This window comes from Rhodococcoides navarretei (genome assembly GCF_038069675.1).
In the GTDB taxonomy this organism is placed as follows: domain Bacteria; phylum Actinomycetota; class Actinomycetes; order Mycobacteriales; family Mycobacteriaceae; genus Rhodococcoides; species Rhodococcoides navarretei.
Genome location: NZ_JBBPCN010000001.1, coordinates 4,215,830 through 4,238,784 on the forward strand (window position 1 = coordinate 4,215,830; position 22,955 = coordinate 4,238,784).

General features: G+C 65.7%; 21 protein-coding genes. 8 read left to right on the forward strand and 13 right to left on the reverse strand.

The window, feature by feature from the left end:
* Positions 1–79 precede the first annotated feature (79 nt).
* On the forward strand, positions 80–847 hold the full coding sequence (locus AABD04_RS19790; RefSeq protein WP_341442235.1) for an SDR family NAD(P)-dependent oxidoreductase: 768 nt from the start codon (positions 80–82) through the stop codon (positions 845–847).
* Here AABD04_RS19790 and AABD04_RS19795 read toward each other — a convergent pair.
* From AABD04_RS19795 to AABD04_RS19815, 5 genes are read right to left on the reverse strand one after another with little or no spacing between them, the layout of a single operon-like run.
* The gene (locus AABD04_RS19795) at positions 844–1,890 is read right to left on the reverse strand and encodes a zinc-dependent alcohol dehydrogenase (RefSeq protein WP_341442236.1); all 1,047 of its coding nucleotides are present in this window, start codon (positions 1,888–1,890) and stop codon (positions 844–846) included. The two genes, AABD04_RS19790 and AABD04_RS19795, sit on opposite strands and share 4 nt — an antisense overlap.
* A 39-nt stretch (positions 1,891–1,929) precedes the next feature.
* Positions 1,930–2,769, reverse strand: a complete 840-nt coding sequence (locus AABD04_RS19800) for a sugar phosphate isomerase/epimerase family protein (RefSeq protein ID WP_341442237.1) — start codon at positions 2,767–2,769, stop codon at positions 1,930–1,932.
* 6 nt (positions 2,770–2,775) lie between these two features.
* A complete protein-coding gene (locus AABD04_RS19805) occupies positions 2,776–3,900 on the reverse strand; it encodes a sugar ABC transporter substrate-binding protein (protein WP_341442238.1) in 1,125 nt (374 codons plus the stop codon).
* A gap of 19 nt (positions 3,901–3,919) precedes the next feature.
* A complete protein-coding gene (locus AABD04_RS19810) occupies positions 3,920–4,948 on the reverse strand; it encodes an ABC transporter permease (RefSeq protein ID WP_341442239.1) in 1,029 nt (342 codons plus the stop codon).
* Between the two features lie 10 nt (positions 4,949–4,958).
* Positions 4,959–6,503, reverse strand: coding sequence for a sugar ABC transporter ATP-binding protein (locus tag AABD04_RS19815; protein ID WP_341442240.1), 1,545 nt, complete (start codon positions 6,501–6,503; stop codon positions 4,959–4,961).
* A 495-nt stretch (positions 6,504–6,998) separates the two neighbouring features.
* Between AABD04_RS19815 and AABD04_RS19820 the strand changes: the two genes are divergently transcribed.
* Positions 6,999–7,229 carry a hypothetical protein gene (locus tag AABD04_RS19820; protein WP_341442241.1) on the forward strand — a complete coding sequence of 77 codons (231 nt, stop codon included), beginning with the start codon at positions 6,999–7,001 and terminating at the stop codon, positions 7,227–7,229.
* Positions 7,230–7,250: 21 nt separating this feature from the next.
* Here AABD04_RS19820 and AABD04_RS19825 read toward each other — a convergent pair whose 3' ends face one another.
* Positions 7,251–7,724 carry a nuclear transport factor 2 family protein gene (locus tag AABD04_RS19825; RefSeq protein ID WP_341442242.1) on the reverse strand — a complete coding sequence of 158 codons (474 nt, stop codon included), beginning with the start codon at positions 7,722–7,724 and terminating at the stop codon, positions 7,251–7,253.
* A gap of 1 nt (position 7,725) precedes the next feature.
* Positions 7,726–9,171, reverse strand: a complete 1,446-nt coding sequence (locus tag AABD04_RS19830) for an aldehyde dehydrogenase family protein (RefSeq protein ID WP_341442243.1) — start codon at positions 9,169–9,171, stop codon at positions 7,726–7,728.
* Between the two features lie 242 nt (positions 9,172–9,413).
* Here AABD04_RS19830 and AABD04_RS19835 point away from each other — a divergent pair, with 242 nt between their 5' ends.
* The 3 genes from AABD04_RS19835 to AABD04_RS19845 are packed head-to-tail and all read left to right on the forward strand — an operon-like array spanning position 9,414 to position 13,662.
* Positions 9,414–10,040 carry a hypothetical protein gene (locus AABD04_RS19835; protein ID WP_341442244.1) on the forward strand — a complete coding sequence of 209 codons (627 nt, stop codon included), beginning with the start codon at positions 9,414–9,416 and terminating at the stop codon, positions 10,038–10,040.
* A 41-nt stretch (positions 10,041–10,081) separates the two neighbouring features.
* Positions 10,082–12,580: a putative PEP-binding protein gene (locus AABD04_RS19840; protein ID WP_341442245.1), complete on the forward strand. Its 2,499-nt coding sequence runs from the start codon at positions 10,082–10,084 to the stop codon at positions 12,578–12,580.
* Positions 12,577–13,662, forward strand: coding sequence for an acyl-CoA dehydrogenase family protein (locus AABD04_RS19845; protein ID WP_341442246.1), 1,086 nt, complete (start codon positions 12,577–12,579; stop codon positions 13,660–13,662). The genes AABD04_RS19840 and AABD04_RS19845 overlap by 4 nt, the downstream gene beginning before the upstream one ends.
* Before the next feature lie 7 nt (positions 13,663–13,669).
* On the opposite strand, the gene AABD04_RS19850 is transcribed toward AABD04_RS19845, so the two are convergent.
* The 6 genes from AABD04_RS19850 to AABD04_RS19875 are packed head-to-tail and all read right to left on the reverse strand — an operon-like array spanning position 13,670 to position 20,013.
* The gene (locus AABD04_RS19850) at positions 13,670–14,920 is read right to left on the reverse strand and encodes an acyl-CoA dehydrogenase family protein (protein WP_341442247.1); all 1,251 of its coding nucleotides are present in this window, start codon (positions 14,918–14,920) and stop codon (positions 13,670–13,672) included.
* 13 nt (positions 14,921–14,933) lie between these two features.
* On the reverse strand, positions 14,934–16,088 hold the full coding sequence (locus AABD04_RS19855; protein WP_341442248.1) for a thiolase family protein: 1,155 nt from the start codon (positions 16,086–16,088) through the stop codon (positions 14,934–14,936).
* Positions 16,085–16,465 carry a Zn-ribbon domain-containing OB-fold protein gene (locus tag AABD04_RS19860; RefSeq protein WP_341442249.1) on the reverse strand — a complete coding sequence of 127 codons (381 nt, stop codon included), beginning with the start codon at positions 16,463–16,465 and terminating at the stop codon, positions 16,085–16,087. The genes AABD04_RS19855 and AABD04_RS19860 overlap by 4 nt, the downstream gene beginning before the upstream one ends.
* Before the next feature lie 5 nt (positions 16,466–16,470).
* A complete protein-coding gene (locus AABD04_RS19865; RefSeq protein ID WP_341442250.1) occupies positions 16,471–17,922 on the reverse strand; it encodes a 2-oxo acid dehydrogenase subunit E2 in 1,452 nt (483 codons plus the stop codon).
* A 3-nt stretch (positions 17,923–17,925) separates the two neighbouring features.
* The gene (locus AABD04_RS19870; RefSeq protein ID WP_341442251.1) at positions 17,926–18,963 is read right to left on the reverse strand and encodes an alpha-ketoacid dehydrogenase subunit beta; all 1,038 of its coding nucleotides are present in this window, start codon (positions 18,961–18,963) and stop codon (positions 17,926–17,928) included.
* Between the two features lie 21 nt (positions 18,964–18,984).
* Positions 18,985–20,013 carry a thiamine pyrophosphate-dependent dehydrogenase E1 component subunit alpha gene (locus AABD04_RS19875; protein ID WP_341442252.1) on the reverse strand — a complete coding sequence of 343 codons (1,029 nt, stop codon included), beginning with the start codon at positions 20,011–20,013 and terminating at the stop codon, positions 18,985–18,987.
* A 160-nt stretch (positions 20,014–20,173) separates the two neighbouring features.
* Between AABD04_RS19875 and AABD04_RS19880 the strand changes: the two genes are divergently transcribed.
* From AABD04_RS19880 to AABD04_RS19890, 3 genes are read left to right on the forward strand one after another with little or no spacing between them, the layout of a single operon-like run.
* Complete coding sequence (locus AABD04_RS19880; protein WP_341442253.1) at positions 20,174–21,718, forward strand: AMP-binding protein; 1,545 nt, start codon at positions 20,174–20,176, stop codon at positions 21,716–21,718.
* A 39-nt stretch (positions 21,719–21,757) separates the two neighbouring features.
* Positions 21,758–22,357 carry a histidine phosphatase family protein gene (locus AABD04_RS19885; RefSeq protein ID WP_341442254.1) on the forward strand — a complete coding sequence of 200 codons (600 nt, stop codon included), beginning with the start codon at positions 21,758–21,760 and terminating at the stop codon, positions 22,355–22,357.
* Positions 22,354–22,953, forward strand: coding sequence for a histidine phosphatase family protein (locus AABD04_RS19890; RefSeq protein ID WP_341442255.1), 600 nt, complete (start codon positions 22,354–22,356; stop codon positions 22,951–22,953). The genes AABD04_RS19885 and AABD04_RS19890 overlap by 4 nt, the downstream gene beginning before the upstream one ends.
* Positions 22,954–22,955: the final 2 nt, after the last annotated feature.

Sequence of the window (22,955 nt, forward strand, 5' to 3'; positions counted from 1 at the left end):
AATCCACATTGTTCGACGGCACCAGCCCGTCGTCGACCGTCGAGGGGACTCCCCGTCCGGTGCAGCTGGAGCAATCGTCGTGACCGCCGGTTCGGTGGCGGTCGTAACCGGTGCAGCGTCCGGAATCGGCCGTGCCGCAGTCGAAATCATCCTCGAACGTGGCGGGTCGGTGGTTGCCTTCGACACCACCCCGGAGTCGCTGGACTGGTTGGCGGGCAACGACGATGCGGTGGCCTTCGTCGGCGACGTCACCCGATCCGATGACAACCGGGCCGCGGTCGAGCAGGCCGAATTGTCGTTCGGCCGACTCGATGCCCTCGTACTGAACGCCGGAATTGCGGCTTCGGGCTCGATCGAGACACTCGACATGGACGTCTTCGACCGGTCGATCGACGTGAACCTGCGCGCTATCGCACTGGGTGTGCGCGAGGCGATTCCGGCGTTCCGCCGCTCAGGAGGTGGCTCGGTCGTCATCACCGCGTCGGCAACCGCGCTGGGCGGTGAACCGAACCGGTGGCCGTACGCCGCCGCGAAAGCGGGTGCTGTCAATATGGCGCGGTCGTTCGCCCTCGACCTCGCCAACGACGGCATTCGTGTCAACGCAGTCTGCCCCGGTCCGATCAGTACCGGAATGACCAAGCGCATCGAAGAGAACACGCCCGACCGCTACGAGTCGCTCAAAAGCATGGTGCCCCTGCACCGTTGGGGCACCGCCCGCGAGGTGGGCGAGGTCATCGCCTTCCTCGCCTCTCCGCTCGCATCGTTCGTCACCGGGGCGGCGATCCCTGTCGACGGCGGCGCAACCTGCGGCAGCGGCCAAACCGTCCCGGTCCCCGCAGGCCTCTAGAGTTTCGGGTCGACCAGCACCTTGGCGTGGGTGCTGGTACCGCTGTCGAGCTCGTCGAACATGTCCACCAGCTCACCCAGACCGATCGTGCCGGTGTGCAACGACTTCACGTCGATTCGGCCCTCGGCAATCAGCGTCATCGTGCCCTTGAAGTCTTCGTGCGAGTACGCCAGCGAACCGATGACGGTCAGTTCTCGGGACTGCCAATCCCCGTAGCTCACCGACGATTCGGTTCCCGGATAGCCGAGCAGCGCAAGCGTCCCACCTCGCCTGACCAACTCCGCCGAGGGCTGCAACAGCGCGGCCACGCCGGTGCATTCGAACAGCACGTCTGCACCGAGACCGTCGGTGACCTCACTCAGCAGAGTAGCGAGGCCCCCGGGCTCCACCACGTCGGTGAAGCCCAGATCGGTTGCCGCCGAGCGACGTGCGGACGTCGGTTCGCTGACCAGCACTCGACCGGCACCGGCCGTACGCGCGTGCTGCGCGGTCAACAGGCCGATCGGTCCGGCACCCTGGACCACGACGATCGAACCGAGCGTGATGGCCGCTCGCTTGACGGCATGGAACGTCACGGTAGCCGGCTCCATCAACGCGGCCTCTTCGTCGGACAGCGCATCCAGTACCGGAATCGCCCGTCGTGCGGACACTTTCAACGTGGTAGCAAACCCACCGTGGGCAGGTGCATCGTCGGTGATTCCGTTCGCCTCCGCGAACGCGAGATCGCAGTTGGACGCGTGCCCGGCGCGACACTGAGCGCACACCCCGCACGCCGGCCCGACACCCGCGACCACACGCTGCCCGACGCGTACCGAGGTCACCTCGGCACCCACCGCACTGACCGTGCCCGTCCATTCGTGTCCGAACACCGCGGGCGGCAATGCTGCCGACGCGTATCCGTGCGTGTCGGTCGCGCAGATACCACAGTACCGAATGTCGACGACCACCCCGTCCGGGGCTGGTGTCACCGAGTCCTCGACGACGGTCTCCGCATCCTTGGGTGCGACGATGTGGACGTATTTGTTCTGGATTGCAGATGTCATGTCAGCGTTCGCTTTCCGGTCGACACAAACTTGTCGGTCTTAGTACAGTTTGTCATTCGGGTGCTGCAGCCGGTCGAGCACCGTCCACGTCGCCCGGCCGAGTTCGGCGATCCATCCGCCGGGATCGGTGACGCTCCGGGCCGAGGGTGCTTCCACACTCACGGCGGCCGACGCCGGGAGTGCTCGCAGAAATTCGGCGAGCGGAAGGGCACCTGTGCCCGGTGCCAGACGGTGGGTTCGGGCCTCGGTGATGGCCGCGTTCGGATCCGTCGACGGGGCTGCCGACACGGCGTCGCACAGCTGGCAGTACGGCAGCAGATCCTCTGCGAGGGCGGTGATGTCGGCGACGTCGGAACCCGCACGCGCCCAGTGCAACGCATCGACGAGCACGCCCGCCCGGCCGGCCACACCCTCGACGAATGCCGCGGCCGCCGACACGTCCCGCACCGACGAGAAGATCATCGGTTCCAGACAGGCGCGAAGTCCGTAGTCGCCGGACAGTTCGGCGAGTTCCGCGAAGTTGCTCTCGGCGCGAATCCGATCGTCGTCGAGCACCGTGACGAGAAGATGGTCTGCGCCGAGTTCCGCGCCGGCATCGAGCACCGCCGACCAATCACCGCGAGAGCTGCCTGGGTGCAGTTTCACCACTTCGACGTCGAGCACGCGCATCCCGTTGTCCGCCAGAGCAGACTTGGTGTCGCGCAGCAGCGCGGACCCGGCAGGGAGCTGAAATCCCCTGTCCTGCCCGGTCTGCGCCGCTCGGACACCCACCGCGTCGAACCCGCCCGCTGCGGCGAACTCGACGAACTGCGGCGGCGGTACCTCGATCGCGGACAGGGACGACAACGACACGATGCGCTCGGCTGCCGCGTGGATCATGCGAATCTACTTCTTCCAGAGCGTCTTGAACTGATCCTGGTAGTCGGCGACACCCACGTAGTAACCGGTCTCCTCGTCGAGCACCGCCGTGTCGATGTTGTCTTTGTTGAGCAACTGAGTCGGCATGAACGCCGCGTCCGCTTCGGCGACATCGTCGCCGTTGAACTGGCGGGCCAACGTGTCGAGCACACGCCATCCGAGAATCTGGACCGGGAAACCTACCCACACACTGTTGTCACCGTCCTTCAGCGACTGCAGGTTGTCCGGCGTCGGCGTCTGACCGGCGAACGTGACCTGATCCTGCAGGCTCGCACCGCGCAGTGCCGCGTCGACACCGAGGACGAGGTCGCCGAAGGAGAAGACCGCGTAGTTGATGGTGGGGTCACGCTGGAGCGTGCTGACGACGCTCTGCGGGGTCTTGGTTCCGAGATCGGTGACCTGCTGGTTCACGAGTTGGACCTTGCAATCCGGGCACTGGCTTTCCAGCTGCGCGGTGAAGGCATCCGTGAAGACGTTGAGGATCGAGTAGTCGGTGATCGAGAAGATCGCGACGTTGGCCTCACCGTTGCTGTCCGCAACGACCTGACTGGCCACCATCTTGCCCCACTCCTGCACCTGCGCATCGCCGTCGAGGGCGGTGGAGATGACACCGGGAACCGGCTCTCCCGCAATACTGTCGGCGACCACAGGAATGCCCGCGGCCTCGGCCGAGGCGATCTGCTTCGTCAGCATCGTCAACGGTGTGCCGGAGATGTGGATGGCGTCCGGCTTCAGGGCAATGGCCTGATCCATGGCCTTGGGTGCCGCTTCGGCGTCGGTGCCCATCAGAACGCGCTGATACCGCCAGCCGAGTACGTCGGCGGCCTTCTGAATGGCGTCGTTCTTGGCGCTGGAGATCGGTTGGGGCGTCTCGATGCTGATGACGTACTTTCCCTCGTCCGGTGCCTTGCTCAACGGCGTGGTCAGCACGAGATCGGTAGGCGCAGCCTCGTACTGGTCGGCGAATGCCTGCGCACCGGTGACGTCTGCGGCCTCGCCGGTGGTCGTGTCTTCCGAGCTGCTGCAGCCGGTCAGGACCAGGCTTGCGGCAGCAATACCGGCCAAAGCCTTTGTCCAAGTGATGGTTTTCACGTGATTTCCTTTCGAAGACCTAATTGCGGCGAGCGGTTCGCGCGGCGAGTGCGACGGCGACGATGAGGGCGAGTCCGTTGAAAAGGTCGTTGACGAAGCTGGGTGCGCCGGCCAGTTGCAGGCCCTTCACACCGGTGGCGAGGAGATAGATGGCGATGAGCGTGCCGAGCACGTTGACGCGGCCGGCGCGGATCTGGGTGGAGCCCAGGAACACGGCGGAGAAGGCGGGAAGCAAGTACGACGGACCGATGTCGGGCGCGGCGGTGCCCAGCTTGGCTGCCAACACCACTCCGGTGAGCGCAGCGATCGTCGCCGAAGTCATCAAGGCCCCGAACATGATTCGTTCGACACGTAGCCCGGCGAGTCGCGCTGCCTGACGATTGCCTCCGGTGGCGTACAGGTATCGGCCCAACGGTGTCTTCTCGAGCAGGACGTACATCACCGCAGCGACAGCGATCATGTAGAAGAACGGCAGCGGCAGGCCGAGGAAGGGCTTGCTGCCCATGTCGAGGAAGCCGTCGGTGAAGCCCTCGGTGATCTGCTTTCCGTCGGTCACCCAATACGTTCCGGCCAGCAGGATGCTGGACATACCGAGCGTCGCGATGAACGAGTCGACGTGCAGTTTGACCACTACGAAGCCGTTCACGGCACCGATCAGCGCGCCGCACAGCAGGGTCGTGACGATGGCGACAGGCGTACTGATGCCCTGGGAGAGTTGGTAGGACACCATCGCGACCGAGAACCCCATGACGCCGGCGATGGACAGGTCGAACACGCCCGCGGCCAACGGCACGATGAGGCCGATGGCCAAGATGGCGGTGATCGCCTGATCACCGGCGACGATGCGGAAGTTGCCCTGGGTCATGAAGGTGTCGGGGATCCAGATCGCGAACAGCACGATGATGGCGACCCACACGTACAGACCGCTGAAGCGATCGAGTCCGAGTGAGAACGTGCGCCCCTTCGTTGGGGCACCCGAACCGTCGCTTCCGCCCGATGGTGGGCTCGCGGGCGCGGCCGCCGCTTCTTCGTGAGATTGGGTTGTCATGGTGATCCTTTCACCGAGTCCGAGTGCCGGCGAGGGCCGCGGCGGGAGCAGGTTTCTTCAACGTGGAGGCGGTCAGCCGATCGGGGTCGATCCGGGGCCGCGAGAATTCGTCGACAACACGGCCTACGGACAGCACGATCACTCGGTCACACAGTCGGGTGAGCTCGCCGTGGTCGGTGGACACCACCAGTACCGCTGCGCCGGCCCGGGCGGCGGCGTCCACGAGAGCGTGAATGTCGGCCTTCGCGCCGATGTCGACGCCCTGTGTGGGTTCGTCGAGCAGCAGCACTCGCGGATTGCGACGCAGCCACCGCGCGAGCACGACCTTCTGCTGGTTGCCGCCACTGAGGGTGCTCAGGTGTCGCTCGGTATCGCCCGTGGGCCGCACTCCGAGGCGTTCGAGCCAGTGCGCCACATCGGATTTCTCACGCTTGACGCGCACCACACCACCCTTGGCGAATCCCCACGGGTCGGCGACCGACACGTTCTCGCGGAGCGACGCTGTGGCAAAGGCTGCGTTGGACAGGCGTTCGGCCGGCACACAACCGATACCAGCCGACATCGCCAGGTCCGGACGACCTTGTTCGACGGTCTCCCCGTCCACGGTGATCTCGCCGCCGCGGGTCTCCGCACCGAAGAGCGCGGGCACTATCTGCTCTCGACCGGATCCGGTGATGCCGGCGATGCCGAGTACTTCACCGGAACGGATCGAAAAACTGAAGTCTTCCACTGCGCCACAGGACAAGTCGACGATCTGCAGAACAGGGTCACCGATGGCGTCGGTGGTTTCCTCCGGCTCGGCGAGGAACTCCTCGACGCGGCGGCCGATCATCAGTTCGACGAGACCGGATTCGTCGAGATCGTCCAGGGCCCTCGTGGTCACGATCTTGCCGTCTCGCATGACCGTCACGCTGTCGCACAGGGAAAAGATCTCGTTCAGGTGATGCGAGACGAACAGCACGGCCACCCCGCGGTCGCGAATTCGGCGGACCAGATCGAACAACCGGACCGCCTCTGCAGCAGGGAGATTCGCGGTGGGTTCGTCGAGTACCAGCACACGGGCCTCACCGGAGCGGTCCTGGACCGCACGGGCGATGGCCAGCATGGTGCGTTCACTCATGGTCAACGCCCCGGCGAGCGTGTCGAGGGCGAGGTCGACACCGAGCTCGGCGAGAGCAGCCTTGGCCCCAGCGCGTTCTGCCCTGAAGTCGATGGTGCCGATGGCGGTGGTCTTGTATCCGTGCCCGAGCGCGAGGTTGTCGACCACGTCGAGGCTCTCGACCAGTCCGAGTTCCTGGTGAACGAAGCGAAGACCGGCAGCCTCGCCGCTACCAGGAGTTCCGACATGCAGCTGGTCACCGCCGACCGCGATCGATGCACCGTCGTCGGGATCGTGATATCCGGCAAGCACTTTGATGAGAGTGGACTTGCCGCACCCGTTCTGCCCGACCAGGCCCCGGATCTCGCCGGGTGCGACGAGAAGTTCGACGTCGTCGAGTGCCCGATGGCCGCCGAAAGTCTTGGAGAGACCGTTGATGCTCAGCGCATCTGTCATGGAATCCTACCTACGTGAGGTGAGTAACTTGAATGCTGCTGTTGTTACCTAGGTCATACTCAACTATGTACATGGATAAGTCCAGCATTCCGAGAAAGTTCGTTTTGTGCACTGACGTGCCAAAATAGGACTGACAGGGCGCGCACTTGACGGGCGATGGCGCGGAAACCGGCCTTTCGAGCCGTCGGAGTATTTATAGTCGATGCCAAGTTGAGCAAGGCCCCCCAAGGAGAAGCCCATGTGCGAGTATCAGCTGGGCAGCGTCGTACAGATCGCCTACATGGTCGATGACGTACGGGGGCGGCCGCGGACTTCTCGTCCCGCACCGGCACCGGGCCGTTCTTCGTCCGGCACAATCCCGGAGCGTTCGATCACACCTCGGCCTACGGCCAGTGGGGGCGCACCCAGATCGAATTGGTGCAGACCCATGTGGCAACTCCACCGGAGTTCGCGGAGACCACGACGGCACGACACTGCGTTCACCATGTTGCGATCATGGTGAACTCGTTCGCCGAACAGCAACGCATCTTCACCGAAAGCGGTTGGCCCGCACTGTTTTCATCGACCACGCCGAACGGAAACAGCTTTGCGTTCCACGATGCCCGCGGCGAACTGGGACATCTCGTCGAGATCTACGAACCGCGGCCGAGCATTCTGGCGTTGTACCGTCGCGTCGCCGAGGCAGCCACGAACTGGGACGGCACCGACCCAGTTCGTGACCTGTGACGGCGGTCGGTGCCGAACCGGTCAGACGTCTGCGAGCAAGGCGGCCGCACGTTCTCGGGCCATGGCCAGAATCTGCGGGTTACCCGAGTTCCACAGCACCGTCAGTTGCTTCTTGCAGATCTTCCACTCACCGTCGACCCGCCGAAGCGAATCGGTGTAGTAGCCGCCAATGGTGAACATCGCGTCCCCGCCCGTGTTGGGGAGCACGTGCTCCGCGCGCACGTAAGAGATGACCGTTCCGCTGTCGCCGTCGACGGTGATGTCGAGATTGGACAGAAAGTGCTGCGACGCTGTGAGTCCCGGAAAGAGCATCCGCCCTCGCTGCACCCAGTCGTCCGCCGTGAACGGACCACCGTTGCCCGCGCGGTAGCTCGTGTAGTCGATCTCGATGTCGTCGGTGAACACCGACCGGTACATAGCCCAGTCCCGCAGATCGATTCCGCGCGCGAAGCGGGCCATGAGCTTCGTGATCTCCTGATGATCGTCGGCACTCATGTCACGTCGCCTTCGCGGGCAGCTGCAGCGAAACCGTCTCGAAGTACTCGTCGAGGCCGTCCGGTCCGAGCTCACGGCCGATTCCCGATTTCTTGAAGCCACCGAACGGTGCGGCCGCGTTGAACCGGCCACCGTTGACGGAGACCTGGCCCGTGCGCAACCGGCGAGCGATGGCGATCGCGGCGTCGTCGTCGTCGCCGGCGAACACCGCTCCGGAGAGTCCGTAGTCGGAGTCGTTCGCGATCTCGACCGCGTCGTCGATGCCGTCGTAGGTGATCACGGTGAGGACGGGACCGAACACCTCTTCGCGCGCGATCGCGGACGTGTTGTCCACGCGGGAAACCACAGTCGGGCGAACGAAGAATCCCGATCGCAGATCCGCGTCGAGTCCCTGGACATCGCCGGGTCCACCGACCAGGAAGACCGCGCCCTGCGGCACCTCGGCCAGATGTTTCAGCACGGACTGCTGCTGTTCCTGCGACGCCATCGGTCCGATGTCCACCGACTCGTCGAGAGGGTCGCCGACCGTCTGCGACCCCACGAGTTCCACCAGCTTCTTCTCCACCTCGTCGATGCGCTCGGCGGGAACCAGCAATCGTGTGGTGGCAGTACATGTCTGACCGTTGTTGACGTAGCAGCCCCGAACTGCTGCGGTGATCGCGGCGTCCAGGTCGGCGTCGGGAGCGACGATGAATGCGGACTTGCCGCCGAGCTCCAAGGTCACTTTCTTGATTCCGGCTGCAGCTACCTGTCCGACGCGGGCACCGGCCGAAGTCGAACCGGTGAGGCTCACCAGGTCGACGTCCGGATGGCCGGCCAATCGCTCCCCGACCCGGCCGCCCGCACCGGTCACGATGTTCAGCACGCCCGGCGGCAACCCGGCCGAGTGGGCGATCTCGGCGACGACGAACGCCGCCAGCGGCGCGACGCTGCTGGGTTTGACCACGGTGGTGCAACCGGCCGCGATCGCAGGTGCCACCTTGGCTGCCAGCTGATACAGCGGGTAGTTCCACGGGGTGATCGCTCCGACGACTCCGATACCCACCTTGATGATCAGCGACGTACCTCGGCGCTCCTCGAGCGAGATGCCCTCCAGGGTGTCGGCCATCGATCGGAAGATCGTGACGCCCAGTCCGACCTGCACGGTCCGCGACCGCGCAATGGGCGTACCGACTTCGCGCGCCATCATCTCGGCGAGCTCGGTCTCACGCTCGACGAGCCCGTCGGCGATCTGCCGCAGCACTCGCACGCGTTCGGCGATCGTCGACTGGGACCATTCGCCGAAGGCGGAACGCGCTGCGGCGACGGCGTCGTCGACATCGGATTCGGTGCCGGCCGGTACCCGGGCCAGCAGCTGTCCCGTTGCCGCTTCCAGCACGTCGATCGTTCCACCGCCTGACGACGGAACCCATTTACCGCCGATGTAGAGCTCGTGCCGGTCGTTCATTCGAAGCCTCACTTCGTCTGCTGTACGGCCGAGTGGCGGCCATCACAATCACCCTAACGGTGTTAGACGACTTGTTGTCAAGTAACTAGGTCGAATCAAGTCTGTACATAGTTAGCGGTTGTTTCTTGACATCCACTACTAATTGGGTAGGTTATGAGCACCGTCACAGTCCCCTGACAGCGAGTGCCAGATCACTCGCCGATGACCGTCCCGACAGGGACCGGAGAAGAACGAGGAACACCATGAACGACCTCGCGATCAACACGTCCGCACCGACCGTCGTCACGAGCGAGTTGGTCGATCTGGTGGTCAAGGGCATGGTCCGCGGCCCGATCACGCCCGAACTGCAGGCAGTGGTCGACGCCGGAGATGCCGTCGCGAAGGGTCCCGTCGTGATGCCGACACAGGCCGGTATCGCCCACGCGGGAGCGCAGGTTCGCCTCCCCGAGGGCAGCGACGAGGCCAGGGCCGTCACCGACCTGCTCCATGTCTTCCTTCCGGTCAACCGTCGCCTGCGCGAACTGTGCACCGCATGGCAGTGCCGCCCCGACGGCTCCGCGAACGACCATTCGGACGCGCAGTACGACGCGAAGATCCGCGATCAGCTCGAAGACATTCACACCGACGTGGCCAAGATGCTCCGCCGGTCTGCCAAGCAGTGCCCCCCGCTCCTGGACTACCGCGAGCGACTCGTCGTGGCGCTCGAGCGCTTCGACAACGGCGACACCGCGTCTCTGACGTCGCCTCTGACCGACGGTTACCACACCGTGTGGATGTGGCTGCATCAGCACCTTCTCATGATGCTGGGCATGACCCGGGCCGAGGACGAGGCCCTCGAAGAGAAGCTCGTATCCGGTAGCCCAGAATGACCGTGTCCGACAACGTCATTCATGCTTCGACACGAGCGGCTGTGCCATACGGTCAGGGCCGGGCCCGTGGACTCGGTGCCGACGTACTGGGTGTTCACGGTGTGGAGATGGACAATCTCGTGGCGCTCGGGCTGCCTGTGGTACCGGGGCTGACCGTGCCGATCGGGTCCGGTACCGGACTCGAGAACCGCGAGACCGCCTCCACTGCAATCGATCTCCTCGAAAAGCTGGCAGTCCGCGGAATCTGGCCCGAGGTTCGTACCGAACGCAGGCCCATGTTGATGCATCTGCGCTGCAGTGCTCCGGTGGCAGTGTCCGCGCTGCCGCCCGCCATCTCGGCCATCGGCCTGTCGAGCCGCAACATCGACGCACTCGTCGAGGTGATCGGACGAGAGCGCGACATCTACGACTCCTGGGCTGCCAACCTTCGGTTCGTCGCCGAGGGCGCGTTGGAGATCGACACCGACGACCTCGATGACCTCGACGACGACCACCCCGACAGCCGCGCTCGCGTACCGGCTCTTCTCGAATTGATCGAGAAGTCCACCGGTGCAACGTTTCCCACGGATCCTGCCGAACAGCTCGGCCTCGCCGCGAAAGCCATGCTCGCCCGCTGGGCCTCTCCACGCGGACAGCGGGCGCGCAAAGCCCTGTCTTTGCCGGGCGACCTGGGAATCGCTCTCCACGTTCGCGCCCTACGGCTCGGTTCCTGGGACGAGTCCGGGTACGGGTCGGCGATCAGTCGCGACCTGGAGAGCGGAAAATACGCACCTCACGGCGTCTTTCATCTCGGAGTTCGCCGGGCCGACCCCAACCCCGGTCCTGGGGCACCGCTCACCCACACTCCCGGTGGCGTGCAGATTCTCGACCAGATCTTCGCCACGCTCGAGCCGCATCTCCGAGCGGTCGCCGAGGTGGAGTTCGAGGTCCGCGACCGCCAACTCGCACTGCTCAGCGCCGGCGCGCTGGAACACCCGGGCCCACGTGCGGTCACCAATCTTGCCGTCGATCTCGCCACCGGTCAGTCGATCGGACGCAGCGAGGCCGTCCGCATGCTCGAACCCGATCTGATGCAGGACCTCCTCCACGCCCAGCTCACGCTCAGCGGCCGGGAACAACTACTCGCCCATGGTCTTCCCGCGTCGCCGGGCGCAGCGATCGGCGAGATCGCCCTGTCGAGCGAGCGGGCCCTCCGGCTCGCCGCCGAAGGCAAGAACGTCGTCCTGGTCGCGTCGGAGACCAGCCCGGCAGATGTCCCCGCCCTGCTCGCCGCGACCGCGGTGATCACGTCCAACGGTGGATTGGCGTCGCATGCGGCTGTCGTCGCGCGCGGCGCAGGCCGTCCGGCCGTGTGCGGGGCGACGACACTACGCATCGACCTCGGTGCCGCCACCGTGACGTCCGACGGCATCACCCTGTCCGAGGGTGACACAGTGTCCGTCAACGGCCGAACCGGCGACGTCTACGCAGGTGCCGTGCCGATCCGGCCCGCGGAACCATCGCCGGAACTCGAGGTGTTACTCGGGTGGGCGGACGAGATTCGTGAACTGGGTGTGCGCACCAACGCCGACAACGCTGAAGACGCCGCGACCGCGTTCCGTCTCGGTGCCGAGGGAATCGGGCTGTGCCGCACCGAACATCAATTCCTGGGTGATCAACTGCCGCTGGTGCAGCGGCTCGTTCTCGCCGAGAGCGAAGCCGAGGAGATCGAGGCGATCGCTGCTCTGACGGCGGCTCAGCAATCGGACTTCACCGAACTGCTGCGCGTCGTGGGCGACAGGCCCATCACCGTCCGGCTCCTCGATGCACCGCTGCACGAATTTCTGCCGTCCGACGGGCACTACCGAGACGATGCCCAGGCCGAACGAGCTGCTGCCACACACGAGTCGAACCCGATGCTCGGTTTACGCGGGGTGCGCTTCGCCATGGTGCAGACCCGCCTTTACCCCGCACAGGCGGAAGCATTGTTCCGCGCATGGGTCACGGTGAATGCCGAGGGACTTACGCCTGCACTCGAAGTCATGGTCCCGCTGGTGTCCCTGCCAGGGGAGCTGACCGAGGCCATCGCACAGGTGCACCGCGCCGCCGAGACGGTCGCCGCGGACACCGGGGTCACGGTTCCCTATCTCGTCGGCAGCATGATCGAGACTCCGCGGGCTGCGCTGCTCGCGGCACCATTGGCCGCCGAGGCGCAATTTCTCTCGTTCGGCACCAACGATCTGACCCAGCTGACGTACGGATTCTCGCGAGACGACGTCGAGAAGACGATGCTCGCGCACTACCTCGAGCACGGACTGCTGACCAACAGTCCGTTCGCGGTACTCGACCGTGACGGGGTCGGTGCCCTGGTCTCCCTGGCCGCAGACAATGCGCGCTCCGTGCGCCCCGACGTCAAGTTGGGCGTCTGCGGTGAGCACGGAGGCGACCCGGAGTCCATCGCGTTCCTCGATTCGGTCGGGCTGCATTACGTCTCGTGCTCCCCCAGGCGTGTTCCCGTGGCCCGATTGGCGGCTGCGCACGCAGCGCTCGACGGTAAGTGAGCAGAACCGACGTGACGACGGAACTCGACGACCTGCGCGCCGCTGTGCGTGGTGCGGCGGCCGATCTCGGCGGACCCGACCTGTGCCGATCGCTCGATCCCGCGGGCCCAGGCTGGGATGCCGACGCATGGTCGGTCATGGCGGGTCAGATCGGGGTCGCCGGCTTGGGACTGCCCGAATCCTGCGGTGGCCTCGGCGGTCTGGCCGAACTCGCCGTGGCCGCCGAAGAGCTGGGTGCCGGACTGCTTCCGATCCCGCTACTGTCGACGATCCTCGCCGGACAGGTGCTCGTTCACACCACCGGTGCCGACGACGTGATCACGGACATCGCCGCAGGCCGACCGGCCGCGTTCGCGGGACTCGACAGGCGTGGATGGTGGTCACCCGGCCACGAGATCTTCACCGCCACCGAGACAGGTGCCGGGTGGTCTCTGTCCGGCCACGCACCGGCTGTCCTCGGTGCCGCCGGAGCTCGGTGGCTCGTGGCCGTAGCCCACACATCGGACGGTCCCGACGTCTTCGTCGTGGACACTGCTGCAACGGAACCCGCGGTCACCCCGCTGCGAACTCTCGACCTGTCGCGAGCGCAGGCCGCGCTGACTCTGTCGAGTACACCGGCCCGGCGGCTGACAATCGGGGGAAGCGCCTCGGCTGCCGTCGGCCCCGCGCTGGACGCGGCCTGCATCGTGCTTGCCGCCGAGCAACTCGGTGGCGCTCAGGTGAGCCTCGATCGCACGGCCGCCTACGCAAAGGAACGACGCCAGTTCGGCCGGGCCATCGGCAGCTTCCAAGCCGTCAAGCACACGCTCGCCGACATGCTGATTCTCGTGGAGTCCAGCCGATCGGCAGTGGTTCGCGCGGTCGAGGCCACCGATCTCACCGAGGCGAGCGCTGTGGCGCAAGCATGGTGTTCGGACGCCTACCGAACCGTGACCGCCGAAGCCGTACAACTGCACGGCGGCGTCGGCTTCACGTGGGAACACCACTGCCATCTGTATTTTCGGCGAGCCCGCGCCGACGCCCAACTCTTCGGCGGGTCCACGTTCCATCGGGAACGGCTCGCCACCTCTCTCGCCTGGTGAAAGGCGTTCAGCGCTTGTCCCGCTGGGACCACGGCTGGTCGCGGTTCTCCCGCGGCTCCGGGGGCAAACCGAGTACTCGCTCGCCGATGACGTTGCGCTGGATCTGATCGGTACCACCTGCAAGCCGGTAACCCGGGCTGCCCAGTAGGTGTTCGGTCCACGCGAAGCGGTCGTCGTCGACTGCGGCGGTGATCTCGGTACCCAGCAGGTCCGCCGCGATCTCGCCGATCCTGCCCAGGACGTCCGAGGCCATCAGTTTGCCGACCGAGGCTGCCGGCCCGGGAGAAACACCCGCCGCAGCGGCGCGGGCAACCCGATCTGCGGTGGCCGCCCGCAGTTCCGATCGGATGTACACGTCCGCGAGGTTCTGCCGTACCAACGGATCGTTCGCGGTCCCGAGAGACTGTGCCAACGAGATCAATTCGGCCACCGAGCCACCCTTCTTGCGAGTCACCGATCCGGAGGCAGTGCGTTCGAAGGCCAGCGTGGCATTGGCTACCTTCCACCCTTGACCCACCTCACCGAGACGCATGCTGTCCGGCACCCGAACCTCGTGTAGGAACACCTCGTTGAACGAGGATCCTCCACTCATCTGTCGAATCGGGCGAATATCAACGCCCGCGAGGTCGAGGGGAATCAGAAACGCGGTGATGCCCTTGTGTTTCGGTTCATCCGGATCGGTGCGGGCCAGGAGCATCCCGAGATCGGCGAAGCGCGCTCCGGAAGACCACACCTTCTGCCCGTCGAACACCCAGTCGTCGCCGCGGCGGACGCCGCGGCACCCCAGTGCCGCCAGGTCCGATCCGGCGCCGGGCTCACTGAACAACTGGCACGCGAGGAGGTCGGTGCGGAGCAACGGGTTCGCGTAGGCGCGCCGCTGATCGTCACTTCCGAACATCGCTACCGCGGGTCCGACGAGACCCGTTGTGACGCTGATGAGTTCAGTGGACGGCGGAACGTCGAATTCACGCTCGGCCTGCGCTATGGCCGAGGCGTAGGACGCGGGCAGTCCGCGTCCGCCGTGCTCGACGGACAGGGTAACCGCGCCGTAGCCGGCATCGAACCGTTGTCTGCGGTACTGCCGGGCTGCGTCGAGCAAGGAAATTTCGTCCTCGTCGGACAAGTTGCGGAAGACGGCGAGGTCGGGCCGGTCCTGCGGTGACGGCACCGGTCGAGGCGGAAGGATTGAGCCCAGCCACGAGCGCACGTCCGCCTGAAAGTCGGTCAGTTCGAAGTTGTTGCCGAAACCCTTTGTCATGGTCGTCCTTTCGTCATTCCGCAGTCAGGACGGTGCACGCCGACAACCCGGGTGCGCCGTAGACGTGGGTGAAGCCCACCGTCGGCCGGCCCGGCACCTGATTACCCTCCGCCCGGCCCTGCAATTGCCGAACGACCTCGTGTACCTGCCGCAACCCCGACGCGCCTATCGGCTCGCCGCCCGCCAAGCACCCGCCGTCGGTATTGATCGGCATGGAGCCGTCGTGGTGTGTGGCACCGGAGTCGAGCAACGTCGCCTGCTCGCCGTGCTCGCACAGGCCTGTCTCCGCCATGTGAATGATCTCGGAGCCGGAGTCCGTGTCCTGCAACTGCGCCACGTGGACTTCGCCGGGTTCGATGTCGGCTGCGGCGAACGCCGCCGCGGCCGCATCGATGCTCGGACTGTGTATCGGACGGGGAGCGAGCCATGGCGAGAACACCTCGAACGATCCGGACCGCCGGGTGCGCACCTCCACCGCAGCAAGCCGAATCGGTCTGTTGCACAGGTCGTGCGCTCGGTCTCCGCGCGCGAGAACGAGTGCGACGCCGCCCTCACCCGGCGAACAAAACATGTATCGCGTGAGCGGGTCGTTGACCATGGCGGACGAGCGGACCTGCTCGGCGGTGAGTTCTTCTCGGCGCCACGCCATGGGATGTGCCGCCCCGTTGGCGAAGGCGCGTTCGGACACTGCTGCCAGCGCGAACTCGTCCAGCCCGTGCTCGTGGAAATACCGGCGAGTCTTCATCGCGAAGTACTGGGTGGTGACCATCATGCCGGTTCGGGCGTACCAGGGGTCCAGACCGTAGGCGGCCGGGTCCGACGCGAACGCACCGCGCGGGTGTTTGTCGAAGCCGACCACCGCCACCACGTTCGCGCGGCGTGCGGTCAGCATGTCGGTGGCCGTCGACAGCGCCACTCCCCCTGTGGCACAACCGTTCTTGACAGTCGTGAACGGAATTCCGGTCAGGCCGAGACGGGAGACCAGCGAGTCCGGCTTTCCGGAGACGTTGCTGCCCCCGACGGCCGCGTCGACGTCGGACCACTCGAGTCCGGCGTCCGCCAAGGCGGCGCGCAGCGCATGCTCACCCATGTCCAGACCCGAGATCCCGTTGTGCCGACCGAACGCATGCATGCCGGTGCCGACGATGTAGACGTCGTAATTACTCATCGCTCGACCTTCTCGAAGGCGAACGTGACCTCGGTGTCGCTGACCGGGAGCAATCGAAGTTCGACCTCGTCACCTATCGCGACGACGCCGACGATGCGAGCCTCTGCCAGCACGCTGCCGAGATCCACGTAGCCGACGACGAACGGCTCGAACCCTGACAGGGGCACTTCGAACGGCGGCTTCGGCGCGAATTCCTGGGTGGTCCAGGTCCAGACCGACCCGCGTGTCGGCAGCGCGCGCCGCGACACGGCCGTACCGGCGCACCCCGGGCACCGCGCTGCAGGCGGAAACGCCACGACTTCACAATCGTCGCAGGCGCTTCCGGCCAGCACCGGCGGATCCAGTTGTACGAAGAGCGCCTCGTCGACCGCGAGCATGCGCGCTATCCGGCCAGCAAGCTCAGCGGCCGGGCGAGGATCGTGCCGAGAGTGCGCAGGTACTCCGCCGCGGGAGCACCATCCACCGCTCGGTGATCGAAGGTCAGGCTCAGGGTCATGATCTGCGTCCGCACCGGAGTCTCACCTTCCCAACGGAATCCGTCCTTGACCCGGCCGACGCCGAGAATGGCGACGTTGCCCGGATTGACGACCGGGGTGAAGAAGTCGACACCATAGGCACCGAGTGTGCTGACCGAGAACGTCGCGCCCTCCATATCCGTCAACCCCAGTTTGCCCGTCCGAGCAGCGGTGGCCACCGCGCCGGTGCGGCCGGCGATTGCGGTGAGCGACAGAGCGTCGGCATTGCGCACAACGGGAACCAGGAGTCCGCCGTCGACTGCGACCGCGATTCCGATGTTGATCTCCTCGAACAGTGTCACCTTGTCGTCGGCGATCCCGGCGTTCAGCACCGGATGCTGTTGCAACGCAAGGGCGGCAGCTTTGACGACGAAGTCGTTCAGGCTCGGCGGCCTCGAATCGGTCTGCACGCTCTCGGTCTTGAGTTGTTCGCGAACGGCGACGAGCGCAGTGACGTCCACCTCGTAACCGTGGGTGAGCTGCGCCATGGTGTGAAGGCTGTCGACCATGTTGCGGGCGATCGCGCCGCGCATACCCGTGAGCGGGATGACGTCACCGGGCTGCGGACCGGAGACACGATCGGGCGTCGGCGCTGACGCAGTCGCAACAGGCCGTGGCGCAGACGTGTTCTCCACATCGGCTTTCGTGATGCGGCCACCGATTCCGGTGCCGACGAGCCGAGTCAGGTCCACGTCGAGCTCGGCTGCCCGGTGCCGAATCAGCGGGCCGACGAACTGTCCAGCCGCAGACTTCGGTTCGGAGGCAGTGGATTCGGAGATGATCGTGGGCTCGGAGGTCACACTCACGGGTGCCGGAGAAGCGGGTGGCTGAGATGCGGGTGCCGGGGAAGCGGCGAGGAACTCCTCGACGTCTTCGGACACGATGCGCCCACCGGGGCCGGTGCCGTGTATCGCAGCGAGATCGACATTCGACGCCGCGGCGACGCGGCGGGCGTTCGGCGACGATTTGAGTCGAGTGCCGTCGGCCGGAACCGGTGTTGCCGCGGGAGCCACTACCGATGCGGTGTCGTCGACGGCGGCATCCGTGGTCGCGGGGGCGGCGACACCGTTCGGTGCCTGTTCTCCGTCACCGAGAAGCCAGCCGATCACCGCGCCGACCGGCAGGACGTCGCCGGCCTTCGCGGAAGTGGCGAGGATGCCTTCGGCTTCGGCTTCCACGTCGATATCGACCTTGTCGGTCTCGAGTCGCAGGAGCACGTCGCCGAGGCCGATGCGCTGGCCCGCCTCTGCCACCCACTCCCCGATGACGCCTTCCTGCATGGTGAGACCCAGCTTCGGAAGCACGATCTGCTGAGCCACTTCTCAGTTCCTTTCGAGTAAGCGGCGGGCTCCGGCGACGATGCGGTCGGCGTCGGGCACGTAGGCCTTTTCGAGCGGAGTACTGAACGGCACGGGGGTGAACGGCGCGCCGATACGCAGGACCGGTGCGTCGAGGTAGTCGAACGCTTCTTCCTGGATCTGCGCGGTCACTTCCGCACCGATGCCACCGAACGTGACAGCCTCGTGCACCACGAGGATGCGGTTGGTCTTCGACGCCGATTTCACGATGGTGGCGGTGTCGAGAGGCTGCACCGATCGCGGGTCCACGACCTCGACCGAGACTCCGGATTCGGCGAGAATGTCAGCGGCTTTCAGTGCCTCCGTGACCATGCGACCGAAGGCGACGATGGTGACGTCGTCACCCTCCCGCGGAATCGCGGCCTGACCGATGGGGATCGAGTAGATCTCCTCCGGCACCTCGGCTCGCGCTCCGAGGAGCACCTTGTTCAGCATGAACACGACCGGATTGTCGTCGCGCACGGCCGAGACCATCAGGCCCTTCGCGTCGTACGCGTTGGACGGCATCAGCACCTTGAGGCCCGGGGTGTGGGCCAGCCAGGCTTCGAGCGACTGCGAATGTTGCGCACCCGCGCTCACGCCGGCCCCGTAGGCGACCGCAATCACCATGGGGACCTTGACCTCGCCGCCGTACATGAACTTCATCTTTGCGGCTTGGTTCACCACCTGGTCGAGGGCGACGGCCAGGAAGTCCATGAACATGATGTCGACGACGGGACGAAGCCCGCGCGCTGCGGCACCGACGCCGAGACCGATGAGGCCCATCTCGGCAATCGGGGTGTCGACCATGCGCCGCGGCCCGAACTCATCGAGAAGTCCGTCGTACATGTGGAAGACGCCGCCGTATCCGGCCACGTCCTCGCCGATGACGAAGACATCCTCGTCCTCACGCATGGTCTGCGCGACGGCTTCGTTGTACGCCTTGACGTAGGTGGTGACGCGAGCCGTCGTGGCCTCTGCCGGGGTAGTCGAATTCGGTGATGTTTCTGTTGCAGTAGACATCGTTTCAGCCTTTTCGATTCTTCAGTCGCTGTAGACGTTGAGGGCGAAGTCGGCCACGTCCGGGAAGGGGCTGGCCTCGGCGAAGCTCACGGATTCTGCGATGTCCGCGTCCACTTCGGCCCAGACGGTGGCGAACTCGGATTCGGTCACCAGGCCTTCGGACACGGCTCGGGCTTCGAGGAGCTTGATGGCGTCGCGTTCCTTCCACGCCTCGACCTCTTCCTGCGTGCGGTAGGTCTTGCGAAGTCCCTTGACGCCCTGGTGGTCGTAGTAGCGGTAGGTCTTGGCCTCCACCAGGGTGGGTCCACCGCCGTTGCGGGCCCGTTCGACCGCACGCCCGACTGCGGCACGCACCGCGATCGCATCCATACCGTCGCAGATCTCGCTGGGAAATCCGTAGGCCGGTGCGCGATCGGCGACGTTCTCGAGCTTCATGTGATCCCGCAGTGCGGTGAATTCCGCGTATCCGTTGTTCTCGCAGACGAATACAACCGGCAGGTCGAGGATGCCGGCCATGTTTGCGGCCTCGTGGAACGCGCCGATGTTGCTCGCCCCGTCACCGAAGAACGGGATGGCGACGGAATCCTCGCCGCGGTACTTGGCGGCGAACGCGGCACCGACGGCGATCGGAATACCGCCGCCGACGATGCCGTTCGCGCCTAGCATGCCGATGGACAGGTCGTTGATGTGCATCGAGCCACCGCGACCCTTGCAGTATCCGTCGACGCGGCCGAAGAGTTCCGCGAACATCTCGCGGAACTGGGCACCCTTGGCGACGGCGTGACCGTGTCCGCGGTGTGTCGAGGAGATCTGATCGGTGTCCCTCAGATTGCTCATCGCACCGGCTGCGACGGCTTCTTGGCCGACGTACAAGTGTAAGAACCCTGGCAGCTTGCCGCCTTCCATCAGCCGGCCGGCCTCGGTCTCGAATTGCCTGATCCGAACCATGCGGCGATGCAGATCCAGCAGGATCTCCCGGCTCGGTGTCGGATCGTTGGATCCGATCGGCTCGACGGCCTCACGGGTTGGGTCGGTCGCGGTCGAAGTCACCACGTACACCTCTTCTCTGGTCCGAACGATGCAACGAGCATCCCGGCGGGACTTTGTTTATGTCTTCTACAGTATGGACACAACAGTAGCCGAATGTAAGTAGAATCACTATAAAGTTACTCTTGCATATCCGAGGACCGAATTGTTGAAGGAGTGAGCCATGCTCGACCTGATCAGGAAGCGAGCGACGGCCGACCCGCACGGCCTGGCTCTGGTGGACGACAGCAGAGCGATGAACTGGATCGATGTCGCCACCACCCTCGACGCCCTGGGCGCACGACTGATCGACATCGCGCCCGACTCCGACGAACGCATCGCCGTGATCGGCGAGAACACCGTCGAGACCCTTCTGACGCACGTTGCCTGCATACGGCGGGGCGTCGGCACGGTGGCCGTCTCCCGACAGCTCAAGCCCGGTGAAATGGCCGATCAGCTGCTGGACTCAGGGTCCGTGGCCGTCGTGACGGGGCCACTCGGTCTTCTGTCGTCCCTCGAAGCGGGGCTCCACGTCGGCCTCCGGGCGGTGATCATCCACAACGCCGATGCCTTCGGCGGCGTCGACTGGTCCGAGTTCGTCGCGTCGACGCAGAACGTGTCCCCGTCGCCGCCGGCGACGGAGCGTCCGCCTCGACCACCGCTCGTCTATACCTCCGGCACCACCGGCCGCGCCCGGGGTACGCAGGTGCGCTGGTTGCCCGCTCCCGCCGAGACCGCCGCGGACTTCGTCGACGCGGTGTCCGCACGGTCCGGCTATCCCGCCGGCGTCCACCTCGTCGTCGGACCGCTGCAGCACAACGGCCCGTTGACCGCGATACGCCATCTGCTCTCCGGCCGGCCCGTGGTGGTGATGGGCCGCTTCGACGCCGAACGCACGTTGGAGCTGATCGACAGTCACCGGGTCACGTCGACACTGATGGTTCCCACGCACTTCCAGCGTCTGCTGGGACTCGACGATCGCGTCCGCTCGCGCCACGACGTGTCTTCACTGGAGTACGTCGCACACACGGGTTCGGCGTGCCCTGCGGACGTGAAGCGTTCGATGATCGACTGGTTCGGTCCGGTGCTCGTCGAGTCGTACGGCGGCAGCGAGATCGGTTCGGTGTGCAAGATCGACTCGACGGAGTGGCTCGAGCACCCACGGTCGGTGGGCCGAGCGGTCCCGCCGTTCGAAGCCGTGGTCGTCGGATCCGACGGAGCCGAGCTGGGCCGTGGTGAGGTCGGGATTCTCGGGTTTCGAACCCCGCCCGAGCGCAGCGTCGTCTTTCACGCCGATCCTGAAAAGACCGCAGCTGCATATATTTTGCCCGGCGTCGCAACTCTCGGCGACGTCGGCTACGTGGACGACGACGGGTACGTGTTCATCACCGATCGAGTGGCGGACATGGTGGTCTCCGGCGGCGTGAACCTGTATCCCGCAGAGAGCGAACGAGTTCTGTCGACGTACCCCGCCGTCGCGGAAGTCGCAGTGATCGGCGTGCCGGACGCCGACCTCGGCGAGGCCTTGCTGGCCCTTGTGGTGGCCCGTCCCGACACCGAGCTGGACGTGGACGAACTGGCCCGGTTCGCCAAGGGCTCCATGGCTTCTTACAAATGTCCCAAGAAGTACGTCGTGGTCGACGAACTGAGCCGCAACGCCATGGGGAAGCTCGACAAGAAAGTCATGCGCGCTCCGTATTGGAGCACCGAACGCACCATCGCCGGCTGACGCCGGCACTCCCGAAGTCCGCTCCGCTGAAAGGTAGTCATGATCGAGGTTCTTCTGGTCCGGCACGGCCGACCCGTATCGCGGGTGCACAATCCCGGGTTGGCCCCCGAGGGCATCGCGGATGCCCGCAAGCTCGCGACGTGGCTGCGACACGAGAAGATCGACGCGATCGTTGCCAGTCCCCTGGTTCGGGCCCGGCAGACGGCGGAAGAGCTTGCGGCAGGCATGGATCGGGAGCTCGATCTGGTGATCGAGGACCTGCGCGAGTGGGACGACGACATCAGTCCCGAGGACTACATGGCCGTCGAGGACATGGCGCCCGACGATGCTCGACTGCGCGCGGTGGCCGACGGCCGGTTCGAGGACTACGTTCCTGCCCTCGATCTGCCGAAATTTCGCGCCCGCGCTCGGTCGGCTCTGGCTCAGGTCTTCGACCGGTATCCCTCCGGGCGGGTGGTGGTGGTGGCGCACGGCGGCATCATCAATGCCGTCGTCGCCGACATCCTCGAGATGCCGAAGACGTTCTGGCACAATCCCGCCTACACCTCGATCGCGCGCGTGCAGAAATTGGATTCCGGTGTGATCGTCGTCGATTCCCTCAACGACACCGCACACCTGCGCGGCACGGTGACCGCATGACGCAGGACACGCTCGCCACGGCGAGCCGGGTGATTCTGGTCCGGCACGGCCTCCCGGATGAGGAGGGCTCGGCCGATCCCGGACTCGGGGACGCCGGAAACGGCCAGGCCCAGCGCCTCGGGGCCTGGCTGCGCAGGGAACCGGTGGCGCAGGTGGTGTCGAGTCACTACAAGCGCGCCCACCAGACGGCGTTACTGGCGGCGGAACCACACGGACTCGACGTTGTCGTCGACGAGCGGTTCCGGGAATGGGACAGCGACCGCACCGGTTACGCCACCCCGGAGGCCATCGCCGACACACCTCAGGGTCGAGCATTCGCCGAAGGCCGGTTCGAGGATTTCGTTCCGAAGTACGACAAAGCCGAAGTCGCGCAGCGGATGCGCGCTGCGGTCCTCGACGCGACGCGGCGGGCACCGGGTCAGCTGACCGTGGTGGCGTCGCACGGCGGTGCCATCAACACGCTGTTGTCCGACATCCTGCAGGCGCCGTCACCGTTCTTCTTCAACCCCGGATACACGTCCATGAGCCGCATCGCGGTGCTGCGCTCGGAGCGCTTCGTCATCGAATCGGTCAACGATACGGGTCATCTCCGCTGAGC

Excerpts from the sequence above, each read along its gene's own strand:
- AABD04_RS19825 (WP_341442242.1), bottom strand. The coding sequence starts at position 7,724 with ATGAGTGCCGACGATCATCAGGAGATCACGAAGCTCATGGCCCGCTTC.
- AABD04_RS19810 (WP_341442239.1), bottom strand. The coding sequence starts at position 4,948 with ATGACAACCCAATCTCACGAAGAAGCGGCGGCCGCGCCCGCGAGCCCA.
- AABD04_RS19835 (WP_341442244.1), top strand. The coding sequence starts at position 9,414 with ATGAACGACCTCGCGATCAACACGTCCGCACCGACCGTCGTCACGAGC.
- AABD04_RS19890 (WP_341442255.1), top strand. The coding sequence starts at position 22,354 with ATGACGCAGGACACGCTCGCCACGGCGAGCCGGGTGATTCTGGTCCGG.
- AABD04_RS19880 (WP_341442253.1), top strand. The coding sequence starts at position 20,174 with ATGCTCGACCTGATCAGGAAGCGAGCGACGGCCGACCCGCACGGCCTG.
- AABD04_RS19820 (WP_341442241.1), top strand. The coding sequence starts at position 6,999 with ATGGTGAACTCGTTCGCCGAACAGCAACGCATCTTCACCGAAAGCGGT.
- AABD04_RS19795 (WP_341442236.1), bottom strand. The coding sequence starts at position 1,890 with ATGACATCTGCAATCCAGAACAAATACGTCCACATCGTCGCACCCAAG.
- AABD04_RS19870 (WP_341442251.1), bottom strand. The coding sequence starts at position 18,963 with ATGTCTACTGCAACAGAAACATCACCGAATTCGACTACCCCGGCAGAG.
- AABD04_RS19850 (WP_341442247.1), bottom strand. The coding sequence starts at position 14,920 with ATGACAAAGGGTTTCGGCAACAACTTCGAACTGACCGACTTTCAGGCG.
- AABD04_RS19885 (WP_341442254.1), top strand. The coding sequence starts at position 21,758 with ATGATCGAGGTTCTTCTGGTCCGGCACGGCCGACCCGTATCGCGGGTG.
- AABD04_RS19800 (WP_341442237.1), bottom strand. The coding sequence starts at position 2,769 with ATGATCCACGCGGCAGCCGAGCGCATCGTGTCGTTGTCGTCCCTGTCC.
- AABD04_RS19860 (WP_341442249.1), bottom strand. The coding sequence starts at position 16,465 with ATGCTCGCGGTCGACGAGGCGCTCTTCGTACAACTGGATCCGCCGGTG.
- AABD04_RS19815 (WP_341442240.1), bottom strand. The coding sequence starts at position 6,503 with ATGACAGATGCGCTGAGCATCAACGGTCTCTCCAAGACTTTCGGCGGC.
- AABD04_RS19855 (WP_341442248.1), bottom strand. The coding sequence starts at position 16,088 with ATGAGTAATTACGACGTCTACATCGTCGGCACCGGCATGCATGCGTTC.
- AABD04_RS19830 (WP_341442243.1), bottom strand. The coding sequence starts at position 9,171 with ATGAACGACCGGCACGAGCTCTACATCGGCGGTAAATGGGTTCCGTCG.